The following is a 15,212-nucleotide window of genomic DNA, read 5'->3' as shown; positions in this document are numbered from 1 at the left end:
AAGGAGTTGATCTTTGACTTGTTGAGAGAGGTCGGGAAAGGTGAGTTTATCCATGATGTTTTATTCGAAAAATACAAAAACCCAATCACATTTACCCCTTTTATTTAGTGGTAATGACACTAGCTTCAGCGTATTACGGAATAACCATTTTTGCTTTATACTCAGGAATGAACTCAATATTGTCAACCTGCAAATAACTGCCTCTGTTTGAAAAAGAGGGAATGTCCGATTCGTCAAAATCCTGGAGATACTCTGCATTGTCCCGCATGGGATGGAACCTAAGCAGCAAGTTGTCATTCTGCATTTTCACCTCGAACTTTCTCATCCCGATCTCCCATGGCTTACCGTAGTAGAAATGGTCACCAACAAGCTTTCCATCGATAAAAGCCATCGCCCGGTCCCCGGTGTAATCCACTTTCATAATTACGTCATTCAAGCCCTCAAAGGAGCCGGTAGACCGAATTGTGATTCGTTCAGCAGAAACAGTATCAACCCGGAAAGGAGGCTCAACTTTTGGGAAAGAGACCTCATAGGTAGAAAAATGATCGCTTGCCGAAGGCCCGATCTTAAATTGGGCCCCAGAGAACCTGGGCATCTCATCCAGCTTGGGATAAAAACGCAATTCCCGGCTGTTCCCGCTGTTGCTAAGTATATCGATATATCCCTTTTTGGGGAGAATTGTGGCATCGGTAAATATCATCTGTCCCTCATCAATCTTCCACGCCTTCAGAGCCATGGGCTTCGGGACAACAAGAAACCGCTTTTCATTTACAGTAAACGAAAATATTTCTCCCGATTCCCCGGATACTTTTGTCAGGCCACCATCAGCTTCAACAGCAGCATTATCTGCGTCAACGGCTGACTGGTCTACATTTTCAAAAACAAATTCCGGATTTATCCCGTCGTTTGAGAAAAAGATAAAATGTTTCTGATCTTCCCTGTTTAAAATCGTCAACGGTTGAACTGTGGCATACCTGATCTCCGCACCATCCAGGTTCAGGTTAAAGGGCAGGATTGCACTTTCATCCTTCAGGAGGCTGAAAGTACCTGTTGAAGGCAAGATTATTTCACCTGTTTCCGTCTGGATATTGAGACGGAGGTTTTCAAGATCGTTCGTCGCCAGGTCATCCTGAAAGTTATGCATGAAAACAAAACCGGAATTCCCATCAGAGCGTACAGCATAACGGAGTGTATTGACGTCATCCGGGGTGATCTGCTTATTCGTCTCCGGCAATACGGTTTCCATTGGTGCCAGCTCTTGACCATAACTTTCAAGAAAGAAATGCAGCAATTTTAAACTGTGATAATGGTATCTCAATTTTCCGAATTCACCTATGGGGGCCTGGAAATCGTACGATATTTTAGTGTACCCTCCTACCTCCTCATTATAAAAATGCCCATCAAAAACGGGGGTAGAACCACCGTGGTACATATAGTAACCAATGCCATTTGATCCACTACCTATCGTGCGTACCATCATCGGCTCTATGCTGTTTGGATTTACCGTGGGACGCCGGGAGTAGGTAATCATGATGCCGGTCCCCAGTTCAGCAGGCACAGAAGGGTACAGCTCAGAATCATAACTGACCGGGGCATAATCCGGATTCTTATGCATATCTTTGTACAGATAAAAGGGAGAAGGGCCCCTGGGTGCCCAGGTTGGATAGGCGTAAGCAGCGGTCACAGGAATACTTCCTTTTTTAACGATGGCTGCATTTCCCCAGCCGGTGGCTGTATAAATCGGGACATCAATCCCGGCGTTTTGAGCGATCGTTTTAAGATTTTCCATATGATCGCTACCGTATTGCGCATTATCATTCTCTACCTCACTAATACTCACACCCTCATGTATTACATCGGTATCTTCCTGTGATGCAGTATATTCTATAGGACTTCCCGGATAATGCAACCACCACTTGGCAGCAGAGTGCTGAAATTCATTTTCAAGCTGTACCCCGATAATCGGACCGCCATCCTTGAACAGCATCCCTTCTATTTGTTGAGCAATTTGACCATACAAACGCTCTACATATCCAAGGTACTCCGAATCATTGGAGCGTATATCAAAGGGACGGCCATACAGCCAGTCTGGTATGCCGCCGTTGCGGACCTCACCGTGACAGAATGGTCCCAATCGAACAATCGCTTTCATATTGTGTTTTTCGACCAATTCAATAAACCGGCGAAGGTTTAGTTGTCCCTCCCAGTCAAACTCCCCTTCTTCTCGCTCGTGCATATTCCAAAACACATACGTGGCTATCACATTAATGCCACCCGCCTTCATTTTCAGGATAGAATCTTCCCAATATTTTTCCGGATAGCGGGAATAGTGAAATTCACCGACAATGGGGTAAAACGGATCTTCATTATATTCCAGAAAATAATTGTTAACAGATATGCTATCTCCCTGGGGATTACTTCCCCCAAGATTCAGATGCCCCCGAATAATTTTTTGCTCTGCATCTCTTACATCAACTTGATAGTTATTTTGAGCATAAACCAAATTAAAGGTTAAAAGAAAGGTAACGAAAACAAGATACCCGAGTTTTTCCATTATTAGGTTCATAATATTTTCATATGATTCCTGACGAGGTCATCAATTTTGCATTTTTCTGCTAACAACAAACATCCAGTCCTTTGTTTTAAGCTTATAGATAGCTTATCTCAGGGAGGTGTTGTTTTACTTTCTCTGCTCACTCCTTGTCAGGATATCTGGACCGAACAGCCAGTATTCTGGCACGTTCCTCTCCTTGCTGAGTTCCACTATAAAAACCAACCAAGGTATTGTTTGAAAAAAAGAATGCATCGCCGGCCTTGACAGAAATACGCCGTGGTTTCCCCGCCTGGTTCTCCCCGGCTACCATCTCGCCGCTTCCCTGTAACACAAAGTAGATCTCCTCTTCACGCGGATGACGATGGGGGATGTTGGTTCCCCCGTGATCAAATTCTATAACATACAGACTGTTTACCTGATAAGCGGCCGCCAACCGATCTCTTTTACTGTCTCTAGTCCCCAGCAGCAGCTGAAACCTGCTGGTTTGCCCGTGTCCGTGTTGCCCCAAAACTTGTAATGATACATCATTTGCACTTGCTAATTGCAGTTCTGCTGTAGGTTCTACTTTCCTATCTTCCGGAATTGGGAACCCCATAACCATAATATTAAGGGTATCTTTGCGTGGATTGATAAATCCATGATCTGTATTTATGGGGACATAGAAAAAATCGTCTCTGCTTATCGGTATGGTCCGGTCGTTATATCTGAGTATTCCAGTCCCTTCCAGCACATAGTATACCAGCTCTTCACGGCCATAATTGACCAGTTCACTTCTACCCTCTGGGTCCAGCGTCAGATAGCCGTACTTGCTTATCCCCTTTACCATCTCGGATTCCTCATCCCCTTCACCAAAAATTGGTTTGTAATGTGCTGTTTTATTAGAAATAGCCAATTCTACCTCAGATATCTTATCTACAGTTCGATGTAAATATCCCTGGGTCTGTGCAACACCTCTTTTAGATAACAGCAAAATCACAGTTATACACAGGGCAAGATTAAAATACTTTTGTCTTTTTTTGTTAAACATGTTCTTGTTTTTTACAAGTTAAAAACCGGTTCCAACCGTTATCTGCATCAGTGGTTAGGTCTTATCTGAGTATATGCTAACAGGTAACAATTGATTTGAACCTTTTTCATTGCATGTTAAAATCTAACCCTCGGCAAATGCTGAAGGGTTGATACTAGAAAAATTTGGATGGATTACCTGCGTTCCTCGGTATATCCATATTCTAAATTTTCATCGTAATGCCACCATGGACCTTCAGCATGAAATCCTCCAATGAGGCCCTTTTCTTTCGCCTCCATCATCAACATGGGCTTGTCAAAATCTGGAGTAGGCTTAAACAGTCCTGGGTTATATTCGGTCAGATACTTTGGTTCCCGCAGGTACTTTTCGGCTACCTCCTCATTGAATTCAATACCCAGGCCATCCCCCTCGGGAACTGGGATAAATCCTCCCTTATGAATTATGGGTTTTTCAATACCATCCACTAAGTCACCCCACCACGGAATTTCCAAGGCGTGGTTTTCCAAAGAAATGAACTCCCGGATGGTAGCTGCAAGGTGTACCATCGCAATCGATCCAACCGGCGATCCGGCACAATGCAACATCGTTTTAATTCCGAAACGGTCCGCATAATCGGCAATCTTTTTTGTCTCAATCATCCCTCCGGATGTTAAAGGGTCCGGATGAATGATGTTAATCGACTTGTTCTCTATGAATGGTGCAAATCCTTCAAATCCGAAAATATCCTCAAAGCCAAGTGTAGGGATAGGAGAACCTTCAGTGATCTTTCTGTTAATATTAACCGAGTCAAATCTTGAAAAATGAACAACATCTTCGATATAGGCCAGACTGTATTTCGAATCTGACATGAATTCTCCAAGCTCTATGCCAGATTCCACGGTCATATAACCGAAGTGATCGGCACCTAAAGTCACATCATATCCAACCACACTCCGTATTCGTTCCACATACTCCCCCCAGATCTCCAACCCTTTTCGGGTTGGCGTTCGTTGCCAAATGCTATCGCCGGTGCCGTGTTGAACCTGTGCGCCCTCAATGTCTTCCAGATACCAGGGACGCAGGTCCATTTTGTAATGTTGAAATCCTTTATCCAGCCGGGCTTCCATCAACTTCTCATATTTGTCAAGGTCTGTCGAACCAAACGTATCTGCATATACAGGGATCGTATCCCGATGTTTTTCGCCCAACAGTTTCCAACACGGCCATCCCATAGCCTTGCCTGCAATATCCATTAACGCTATATCGATGGCACTGTAGCCCCCACCATATCGGCCATGTCCCGTCAGATGTCTTACGCTCTCTAAAATGGATTCGATATTAAGAGGATCCTTGCCAACTAAATAGGGCTTCATCATCAGAGCTTGTGAAATCCATCCGGCATCCCGAACCTCCCCCAGTCCGACAATATCCTGATTGGTATATATCTTAATGATGGGATAATCATAATTCGAGGCTATAACACAACCACGTATATCAGTTATCTCTAAATCGCTGGGGCGCGAGTGGGCGTTTTTGGGATTATAGGCCAATCCACTCATGGCCATGCCTGTATAACCTATCGCTGAAGCAGTTGATGCCTTTAAAAAAGATTTTCTATCCATTTCATCTTATTTTCTGTAAAAGTTTTAACCTAATTTTCTTCACACCTTTATTCGGTGATCAGTTCGTCCATACTCCCTAATTAAGAATACTCTATCCCCCTTAACTCGGCACATAAACTCTTTGGGTTGGGATTCAAGTTTGTCCAGCCCCCTACACTCTAAAGAATGCTTTCAGGAGGGACGTACAAAGGCGTTATCATAGCTACAGAAGTAATTTTGTTATATGCTTTTTATGTAATTAAGAGCTTTAGTAGCCCTCATTTTGTGCCATCCCATCCTGCGTGGCCCATTGAGGGATCGGAAGCAGAGGAGTACTGGTTGGGGTTTTGCCCTCTATAGTTTCAACTCTATCCGGCCATTCGCCATGTCGTACCAGATCGAATTTTCGCAATCCCTCGAACAGGAATTCTTTTCCTCGTTCTTCCAAAATCGCATCGTTAAAAGCCTCCATCGACTGGGTATCTTCGGGTGGTAAATCGCCGAGGCCCGCCCGATTGCGTACATCATTAACATGGTCAATGGCCTCCTGGGTCGGCCCGCCATTGTTTTCGTTAATAGATTCGGCAAGCATTAACTTAACATCCGCAAACCGCGCAATGGGTATGTCGGCGCCGGTAAATCCGCCAGGGCCGGGATATTTGAAGATTACTGCACCTCTCAAATTAGTTCGGTCTCGTGATCCATAACTTTCTACAAGCTGCTCCCTGCGTTCATCACTGGGATCAAATGAATCATAAAAGTCCCAGGTGGCCATGAAAACGGCATTGGGAGAAGACCAACCCGGGGTGACACCAGGAGCCTCAAAATCAGACGGCAAGGTATAATAAGAATACGCATTAAAATTACCTTCATTGCCCCGTCCCGTGGAAGATCCAGTGGCGGAAATGGCCCAGATGGTTTCACTATTCCGTTCCGTAGATTCGGTAAACAGACTCATGTAATCATCTATCAGGCTGTACTTGTTCATTGCCTGAATTTCCCGCCCGATGTCTTCTGCATTCTGGAAATCCTGTTCGTTGAGATACAGTCTCATCAGGGCAGTAAGGGCCAGTCCCTTGTTGAATCTGCCGTAATCCGGTGCATCAACGGCCAGGTTATCAGCGGCAAACCTCAAATCATTGGCAATTGCATTCACATACTCCCCTCTCGATGGCCGGGTCATGTCTGCTTCCGCTTCGGTGCCAATTTTAGCGGGATCGAGTATAACCGGTACCGGGCCGTAAAGATGTAACATGTAGTACATAATCCACCCCCTGGCCATGCGAACTTCTCCCAGCAGCTGATTCCTTTCTTCCTCGTTGGCAAAGACATCCAGATTTTGCAGGTCATCGATTATTTTGGTTGTCTCGGTAACGAAACGGATATACTCAAGATGACTCCGCCTTCTATCGTAGGAAGTAAAGTTATCATAGTTTGCCCGACTATAATCTTGAAAAAAACCACCCCACTCAGTGAATTGGGTCATGACGTCGGTCGGAGCATCAAACTGTTGGATGTGCCCTTCCTCTAACCCAAAGATCTGATAATTCTCAGTGGGCCAGCGACTGGTGAAGGGATAATAGACCTCCAACGCATACAATTCGGCCTCTTTTGCATTGGATGGATACGTTGTAGGATTCAACTGGTCATAGATTTGTGGATCGAGTCCGGTATCACATCCATTGAACAAGAACAAGCTGCCGATCAATAATATAAGTAGTTTCAGTTTCTTCATTGTCTTATCCTGTTACTTTTAAAAATTTGTTGCTCTCTAAAAATTGACATCAACACCAAAAGTGAATGTGCGCACCATCGGATAGGGGGCCGGAGCTCCTTTTACTCCATCCTGCCTCACTTCCGGATCAGCTCCCTCATAATTGGTGATGACAAATGCATTTTGTACATCCAGGTAGACTCTGAGTTCACTGACTAAATTATTCAACATCGAACTGTTAAAGGTGTAGCCAAGTGTGATGTTTCGAGCCCGCAGAAAATCAGCCCGGGAAACATAGGAATCCGTACCGACCCCGGCTACGTTACCAATCGTACCCAAATCGGCTGCTCGGAACGAAGCACCGGGCAGCCATCCATCTTGATTTTCTGTAGTCCATACATATTTCATTTCCTGAATGCCACTGAGGTTGCTACCCAACATGCCATTCGGATTGGCCCACTGCAGGCTGTTGTTATATCGGTATGCCCCAACTTGGCCATAGAGCATAACGGTCAGATCAAAATTCTTGTAGTTGAAGGTGTTGTTAAGTCCGATGCTTACGTCGGGTAATACCGAAAACTTTTTGACATCGGCCGAATCCAGTACCGCATCACCGTTTTGATCTACAAAAATTGGGGATCCCGCAACGGTAGCTGCATCGGGTTGCCATTCGGGGGCTTCCTCCCCAAGATCCAGGATACCGTCTGTTTCCCAGGCATAAATAACGCTCGTCGGATCCGTTTCTCTTTGGTAACTGGCTAAATCGGTTTCCTCAAATCGCTCCTCCCATCGTTCGTTATAGTGGGTAAGGGTTATACCGGTACGCCAGAAGAGATCTTGTTTGCGCAAAATGTCTACATCCAAACCTAACTCATAGCCCGTTCGCACTATGTGCCCCCCGTTTACCGGTTGTTCAGAAATGAGTGAAAGGGCCGGGGTGTTCGCCCCAGTGTTGAGCAGGTCCGTGACGTCGTCCCTGAAAATATCAAAAGATCCGGAAATACGATCCTCAAAAAACCCGAAATCGATACCCGCATTTTGCATGATCGTTTTTTCCCATGTCAGCTCTGGATGATCCAGTTGTGTCGCCTGTACCGGGATATAGTTTGTGGACCCGTCATTGAAACTTGCCAGGTAGCCATCGGGAGAGAACGCAGCGAAAGCCGCACCTGAGGGTAATGGTCTTCCCGTTATACCGATACTTGCTCTTAATTTGAGCAGGGAAACCACATCAGACGTTTCAAAAAACGGTTCATTGGACAACTTCCAGGCAACCGAACCACTCGGGAATAAGGCATACTTGCTATCAGGGAAGAACTGGCTGAAGCCATCATACCGTAACGATCCCTCCAAAACATATCTTTCAAGGAGATCAAACGACGCCCTGGTAAAATAGGAACGTTTAATATTTTTCCATCTGCTTGAATTAACGTTCGAATCTGCGCCATCAACCCTGTTCGTATTTACTGCATCGAGCATGCCTCTGGCTGACAGGCCAAATCTAAAACCCTCATTTATATATTGACCAAAACCGGCCACGGCACTCACTTCAGCGAATTCGCCAATATCGGAGGTAAAATTAAGATATGACTCCATGGTCTGATACATCCGATCCTCCTGTTGAAGCGAGCCCCTGGAAGCGTTCTCATCAAACCAGTTGACCGTGGAGGGAATAAAGTAATCCCTTTCCGAGGCTTCATAATTGTTACCATACAAGAGTCTTCCTGTCAATTTATTCGGGATAAGCGTCAGGTCAACCGAAAATCTTGAGAAGATAGAATTGTAAGCTGTTTCATCTCTAATCCGAAGCTGGGATACCGGGTTCCCTGTAGTCTGGAATTGCGTAAAGTTCCCATCTTCATCTCTTACAGGAAGGTAGGCGGGATAGGCAAAAGCTCCCTGCAATGGGGTAAAACCATTCGCTCCGGCTCCACCTGTTTGCCAACCGGCAAAAGTGTTATCATAAAAATTCTTGCTTCCCGTGACCGATGCATTAAAGGAAATAACATCATTAAATTCAAACGTCATGTTCGCCCTGGCGTTATACCTCTGCATACTCGAATTTTCTACCGTTCCGTTCTGATCGAAGAAATTACCCGAAAATTGATATGTAATTCTTTCGGAACCGCCACTTATAGACAGGTTATGGTTGGTCAGATTCCCATCTTTTAGGATGAAATCCACCCAGTCGGTCCCAACCCCGGCATTATTAATTTCAGACTGTGAAAAACGGGGCTCATAGTCTGAAGGTGTCGAACCAAACGGTTCCATATCATTTTCAGCATTGTATCGGTCAGCCTCAAATCGGTTGAGAAAACGCATGTACTGTTCCGCCTTCAACGGCTGCATGTAATCATAATTCTGCTGATATGAGACGCTGCTGCTGTAGCTTACATCCATTCTTCCTGCTCGACCCGATTTGGTAGTGATCAGGATTACTCCATCCGAAGCTTCCACCCCATACATAGAGGCACTGGCATCTTTCAACACCTCTATGGATTCTATATCACTGGGTTTGAGTCCCGCCAGGTTTCCCCTGTTTACCGGATTATATTCAGCGAAGTTAACGCCGGGCTCCAATCCATCACTGGGTACAACCACCCCGTCTACTATAATGAGTGGATCGCCTCTACCCCGAATTGAAAGATTGACATTTCCACCTGGCTGTGCACTCTCCTGGGTCACTCTCAACCCGGCAGCCTGGCCAAACAACATATCATTAATACTCGGCTTGGCTGAAATATTTATATCGTCAGGGTTCACACTGGAAATAGATGTGGTTATGTCTGCCCGGTTTGTCGTCCCATATCCTACCACAACCATTTCTTCGCCCATCACTGTCTGTGTTTGAAGGGTAACATTAACGGTAGTACGCCCATTGATGGGAACCTCCTGGGATTCGTAACCAATAAATGAAAAAACCAGGGTATCCTGAAGCGATGGAACCCCAAGTTCGTAATTTCCGTCAGAACCCGTAGATGTTCCTATCGTGGTACCCTTAACCGTAATATTAACCCCGGGTAGCGGGTCTCCAGTCTCAGCTTCTACCACTTGGCCTGAAACTGTTTCTGCCTGTTGTATGGTTTTTTTCGAGAGTTCTTTTTCTGCTTCAAAAAGTACCAGTTTTCCTTTGTCAGATATCGCGTACCTGAGCCCCGTCCCCTCCAGCATCATGTACATGGCTTTGTTGAAGGTAACCTGCCGCAGATCAACACTCACTGTTTTATTTTCAGGTAGTATCTCCTTGCTATAAGAAAGGGTTAGGTTGTTATCTGACGCCAATTGGTTCACGGCTTCAAATACCGTTGCATTATTTACATGCAGCGAAACAATCTTACTTGCAATTGTATTGACAGAATTTTGCTCCTCGACATAACTGATAATAGTACCAGCCAGATCATCATTTTCGGCTGTTTTTGAAGAATTTTGGCTCCAAGCCAGGCTACCTTTTACACTCATGCCCAGCAATAGGAACATGCTAAACATCCATAAGAATACCATCCCCTTATTGTGACTTTTAGTTCTCATAAGATTCCCCTTTATCACTTTAATTAAATGTGCTTTTGTCCATTTTTACTTTGGATAAAATGTTATTGTATTTTTTTCCTTTTTATAGTTCATGCCCACGGAGAGGGCTATAATTTTTAGAATCTCTGTCATTGATTCCTCTTTAAAGGTCCCTGTAATAGTTCGAGTTTCTAGTGCAGGATCCGCAAGTATTATTTCTACATCGAACCACCGTTCTAATCTTGTTGCTGCTCTCTTTAACGGTGTATCTTTAAACATAAGTTGCCCCTGAGTCCATCCGGTATACATTTTAATATCCTCCACACTACTGATATTGGCTTTGTCACCAGCCAGAATTCCCATCTGATTCTTTACCAGTTCAACATTTTTCTGCTTTTCATTGGATTTGCCAAAAGCAACTTTGCCTTCCTCTACAACTATCTGAACATCTTCCTGCGGATAAGCCTGCAGATTAAACTGTGTCCCCAATACTCTCGTCAGCGATTCTCCCGCATGAATTATGAACGGTTTATCAGGATTTGGTTCCACAACAAAGTACGCTTCCCCTTTCAAGTGAACTTCTCTTACATCGGTTGTAAAATGAGATGGGATCTTTAGTTGGCTGTCACCATTCAGCCAGACCTGTGTGCCATCGTTCAGTTTGAACTGGCTGCGCTGCCCTTTCTCGGTTACCACTTCCTGCATCACCAAGGAGACTTCTTGCTGGTTTTTTACAGGTTCTTGCTGATAGAATACAATGGAAAGCAGGAATACAGCCAAGATTGCGATACTTGCCGCCACCCGAACTCCAACCGACCACTTCCGAGCGCGTTTTTTCTTATCAATTCGGCGGTGCTCATCGAGCGTTGATTTTACCAGCCGCAGTGGTGATCTATGTGATTTATCCAACTTTTTTGACAGTTCTCTCCATCCCAGATCAACATTCCATTCATTATCAGTTGATGCATCCTTCCAAATTTCACGAAGCTCAGAAACCAGATCCTGATGGGCTTGTTCCGCATCAATCCATCTCTCAACGTCTTCGCGTTCCTTCCGTGAACAATTGCCTGACAAATACTTCCCAAGCTTGTTCCATGGTACCTTCTTGTTCATTGATTCACCTATTTATCCTTAAATACACTTCATTGCTTAACACAACTCAGGGTACGGGTACCCCCACAGGGAAATTTATTTTTTTGAAGAATTTTTCCCAGGCCATTGGGGTAACCAATCAAAGAAGGGCGGAACCGGGGCGATTGAAGCTGTTATTCGGCCTAAAAGAACTGTATTACACTCTGAAAAAACTGAAAATTGAAGGTATGTCCTCGCTTAGTCCGATAATAAAATTGGTCAGAAAATCTAAATTGAGGAACAAATGCTAGAAAGGAAAAAGAAAAATCAGGAATAGCACCACTTGGTTCCAATGTTCTTTCAGAAAAGCCCGTAAACTTTTAAGCGCTCGCCCCATTTGTGTTTCAACTGTTTTGATTGAAAGGTCAAGGACCTCAGCTATCTCTTGGTAAGTTAACCCGCTCTCTCTGCTCAGTTTAAATATTTCCCTGCAACGATCTGGAAGATGACTAACCCCTTTCTGAACCAGTTCAACTTTTTGATCGATCATCCCCTCCTGATGACAGGCATCTTGCCACTCCTCAATTCTTAGTGCCACTTCAGTCCGATTTTCGCGTTTTACTTTCTCATGCTTTTTATAATTAAGGCTTTCATTTCGCACTGATTTATAGAGGTAACATTTGGCACTTTCGAAGTCATCCCAGAAAGCCTTTTGTTCCCAAACCTTGAGGAAGACTGATTGCACTATGTCTTTTGATATTTCACGATCTCCCGTGTAGCCGTAAGCATACTTGCAAAGATCTACATAAAATAATCGAAAGAAAGTTTCGAATCCTTCCCTTTGACTCCCATCTTCAGAGTCATTTAAAAAACCCTTTTGGTAAGCCGCATCAGCCATCACGAAACCCGTGTCAAGTTTGCCTCGTTTCTACAAAAGACAACTCTTAATTTCCCCTTCTTTCAAATATTATGTGATCGATAACATAATCAATCCTTAAGATAGCACATTCGCTCTGTATGTCAAGACCCTTTAACAAGGTAGTAAAAATACTCGAATAAAGTCTATTATATCTTAAGAAGGCTGGAAATAGCAGCAAAAAACCGAGCCTCCTGTTCTATTCGTTAGCTCATCCATTGCATCCACATGATTTCCGGATGACCAGCTCGGTGGCAATCTCAATATTTTCAATTACCGGCTCATCATCTTCAATCGTGGAAATCAGCTTTTGAGCTCCTTGTTTTCCCACTCTCAACTACGCTCAAGGTTTACATACCGAAGCTTTATGCGAAGGCACGTAGAGCAAGCTTGTTCTCCCCCTACCAGCAGGATAAGAGACGCTTTGATGAGCGTTCCCAAATAATATCCTAAACTGTTTCTTTTCAAACTTATTCAGCTGACAAAGCTCAAGTCTTTCAAAAAGTTTACAATCTAATCAATGAGTTTCCTGTTAAGGAGGATTAAAGGGTGGGTCAACAAAGGGCAAAAAAATCAACCCAAAAAAGCATTAATGTTACCATATCCTTGAATTCTTGGTTTTTATTCTGGGGAACACCATTCTGTCACCTTGTCGCCGCTCTTAGCCCCTTACAGGGCCTATATAGTAAAGTAGACCACTTCAGGGTCGTGAAACAGGGTACTTCAGGAAGGTAAAGTCACCTACTTCAGGGTAGTGAAATGGTCTACTTCAGGAAGGAGAATTAATGCGACAAAATGTCGCTCTTTATTCCACCGTCAATTCGGTGGTAAAGAGGCCGCTTCGCAGCGTATCGCTGTTATAGGCTGTATTACGTACCTCGATACGCCAGCTACCGGCAGCAAGGCTTCCCGGGATGCGGAGGGTCAACGTCTTTGGCTCGTTGGTTCGGACCTGCTCCGCCTTGGCCTCGGAATCATCAGACTGGCTGACAAAGTAGACGCCCTCCTCTTCCAGGGTACCGTTGAGCTTCAGGTGGCTGCCCGTAATCTCAAGCACATCGCCGGGGGTGAGGGTCTCGTTGATGGTTGTGCTCCCCCAGTCGTATACCCTGTCTATTTGAGGGACAATTTGATCGGAATCCACTTTTCGCAGCGACACATCCTGTGCGGCATCGGTGACAGAATCCTTAAGCCGGACGTTGACGATCAGTGCATGGCGGTTTGGGTCGAACCGGTCCTCATCGTCGGTAAAAGTGCCACTGATATCGAAACGGACGCTGACGTAATCGTCGCTGTACGCTTCGCCCTGACGGACGTACTCGGCAATGGTATCCCAGTAGTTGTTGATGACGGCCTCTGTCTCAGTAGGTTTGAGGATGGAGCCGGGACCGGTGATCGCCTCGATCAGTTCTTCGCGGGTCCTCCTTGTTACTTCCACCGGGCGCGCGAGCCGGTCATTGGGATCGTCTTCCGTGAAATAATTATCATAGAGTGTGTAATTTAACATAGGTTAGTTGTGTTTTTAGTTGTTATGGTTTGTTGTACCGGAGATCTCTCTACTCTTGATCTCCCTTGTGTTGTTATTAGTTGAATGGTGTGGTGGTTATTAGTGGTCGGCTACAAGTAGCAAGCTACATGTGCGATTCCCAATAACAGGTAACCGGGTAACCAATAACAAAATCCTTGATGCGGATAGATTCTCTTGCTTCAATAATGAATATCCTTTCTTAGTTGAACACCACTAATTAGATCACTTTCAGGCCGGATCCTTACAAAAAAATTTAAATCGGGTCTATGGCGCACAGACCGCAAAATCTGAGGGTATTAGTGCAAATAAAATGAATTGGATGTGCCTCTTATGGGGCCAAATTGTGTGAGGGGAAGGGGCAGAACGCAGGACATAAGGAACAATTAAAGTCCCGATTCATTTGCTATAAAGTTGGGCAGGCAATCAGTAGAATGGTTTAACCCCGCTCTCTTTTCAGACGTTTACTCAACTCTTTCACGTTATCCTGATATTCAAGCTTATCAGCTTGCTCGTGTTGCACCGCAAACCGGCACGTTGGTATACGCCCGGTCAAATTCGATTCCGGACGCGGCCAGCTTGTCAATATTTGGTGATTTTATGTGAGACTGCCCATAAGCATTGAGTTCATTGAACATCTGAGGGTTACTAGCAGTTCGATTTTCTCCCTCGTGGTTCAACCGCCATATTCGTCCTCGTCCAATAGCCTTTTACAGTTGGTACTGCTTTATCTTGGTTCGCAGGCAGCTACCTTCTTGGTTCCAGTTCCCCTGCTGAATGATACCCCTGTACATATCCACAATATACATTGTGCCATCCGGTGCTATTGCTATATCAGTTGGGCGGAACAGCGGATCTTTAGACTGCAGAAATTCAGATTGTTCTGATTGATATACATTGCCAAGATATGTTATTCCCTCAGATGATAGTTTGGTTTCCCCCGTTTTGTATTGCCGTTCCGGCTTAAGTTCGCCTAATGCATCAATATCCTGCATACAACATACATACGCCCACAGTACCATCAAACTTTATAGCAGCGGGCTCTCTTAGTAGTACAGTATAGGTTCAGGAAGAATATCCAAGAAGTTATTTCACTGGCCTGTTGATAGCCAACAGGTAAGGGAGAAGCCAGCTTAAAACCCATATTTTTCACACATCTTATTAATAAATGCAAAGCCTTCTTCCGCCACGTCCCAGGGCTCGTTGTATTCTCGCCACACATTAATGGAATTGGCAAAGTCGGGATCATCCCGGGTAAATGCCTCAATGGTCAGCCACCCTTCATAGCCGATATCGGCAAGTGTGGAAAACGTCTCCT

10 protein-coding genes and 1 pseudogene are annotated in these 15,212 nt (G+C 44.7%); all 11 read right to left on the bottom strand.

Features of this window, described 5'->3' with window-relative positions; all coding sequences use genetic code 11:
* Positions 1-133 precede the first annotated feature (133 nt).
* Positions 134-2,566: a beta-galactosidase gene (locus NC796_RS25780; RefSeq protein ID WP_310688701.1), complete on the bottom strand. Its 2,433-nt coding sequence runs from the start codon at positions 2,564-2,566 to the stop codon at positions 134-136.
* A 127-nt stretch (positions 2,567-2,693) separates the two neighbouring features.
* Positions 2,694-3,446 (bottom strand): cupin domain-containing protein, encoded by a 753-nt coding sequence (locus tag NC796_RS25775; RefSeq protein ID WP_310688700.1) that lies wholly within the window; start codon positions 3,444-3,446, stop codon positions 2,694-2,696.
* Between the two features lie 308 nt (positions 3,447-3,754).
* Positions 3,755-5,182 carry a mandelate racemase/muconate lactonizing enzyme family protein gene (locus NC796_RS25770; RefSeq protein WP_310688699.1) on the bottom strand — a complete coding sequence of 476 codons (1,428 nt, stop codon included), beginning with the start codon at positions 5,180-5,182 and terminating at the stop codon, positions 3,755-3,757.
* A gap of 247 nt (positions 5,183-5,429) precedes the next feature.
* A complete protein-coding gene (locus NC796_RS25765) occupies positions 5,430-6,896 on the bottom strand; it encodes a RagB/SusD family nutrient uptake outer membrane protein (protein WP_310688698.1) in 1,467 nt (488 codons plus the stop codon).
* 36 nt (positions 6,897-6,932) lie between these two features.
* Positions 6,933-10,403 carry a SusC/RagA family TonB-linked outer membrane protein gene (locus NC796_RS25760; RefSeq protein WP_310688697.1) on the bottom strand — a complete coding sequence of 1,157 codons (3,471 nt, stop codon included), beginning with the start codon at positions 10,401-10,403 and terminating at the stop codon, positions 6,933-6,935.
* Positions 10,404-10,448: 45 nt separating this feature from the next.
* Positions 10,449-11,495, bottom strand: coding sequence for a FecR domain-containing protein (locus NC796_RS25755; protein ID WP_310688696.1), 1,047 nt, complete (start codon positions 11,493-11,495; stop codon positions 10,449-10,451).
* Between the two features lie 265 nt (positions 11,496-11,760).
* Positions 11,761-12,351, bottom strand: a complete 591-nt coding sequence (locus NC796_RS25750) for an RNA polymerase sigma-70 factor (protein ID WP_310688695.1) — start codon at positions 12,349-12,351, stop codon at positions 11,761-11,763.
* Between the two features lie 823 nt (positions 12,352-13,174).
* The gene (locus NC796_RS25745) at positions 13,175-13,876 is read right to left on the bottom strand and encodes a DNA-binding domain-containing protein (RefSeq protein WP_310688694.1); all 702 of its coding nucleotides are present in this window, start codon (positions 13,874-13,876) and stop codon (positions 13,175-13,177) included.
* 521 nt (positions 13,877-14,397) lie between these two features.
* Positions 14,398-14,532, bottom strand: a complete 135-nt coding sequence (locus NC796_RS25740; RefSeq protein ID WP_310688693.1) for a hypothetical protein — start codon at positions 14,530-14,532, stop codon at positions 14,398-14,400.
* Positions 14,533-14,604: 72 nt separating this feature from the next.
* A complete protein-coding gene (locus NC796_RS25735) occupies positions 14,605-14,919 on the bottom strand; it encodes a hypothetical protein (RefSeq protein ID WP_310688692.1) in 315 nt (104 codons plus the stop codon).
* Positions 14,920-15,027: 108 nt separating this feature from the next.
* Positions 15,028-15,212 (bottom strand): annotated as a pseudogene (locus NC796_RS25730) (sugar phosphate isomerase/epimerase); the annotation flags it as partial.

The sequence above is a fragment of the Aliifodinibius sp. S!AR15-10 genome (genome assembly GCF_031569985.1).
Lineage (GTDB): Bacteria > Bacteroidota > Rhodothermia > Balneolales > Balneolaceae > JAMQKA01.
This window is presented reverse-complemented; position numbering and strand designations above follow the sequence as displayed.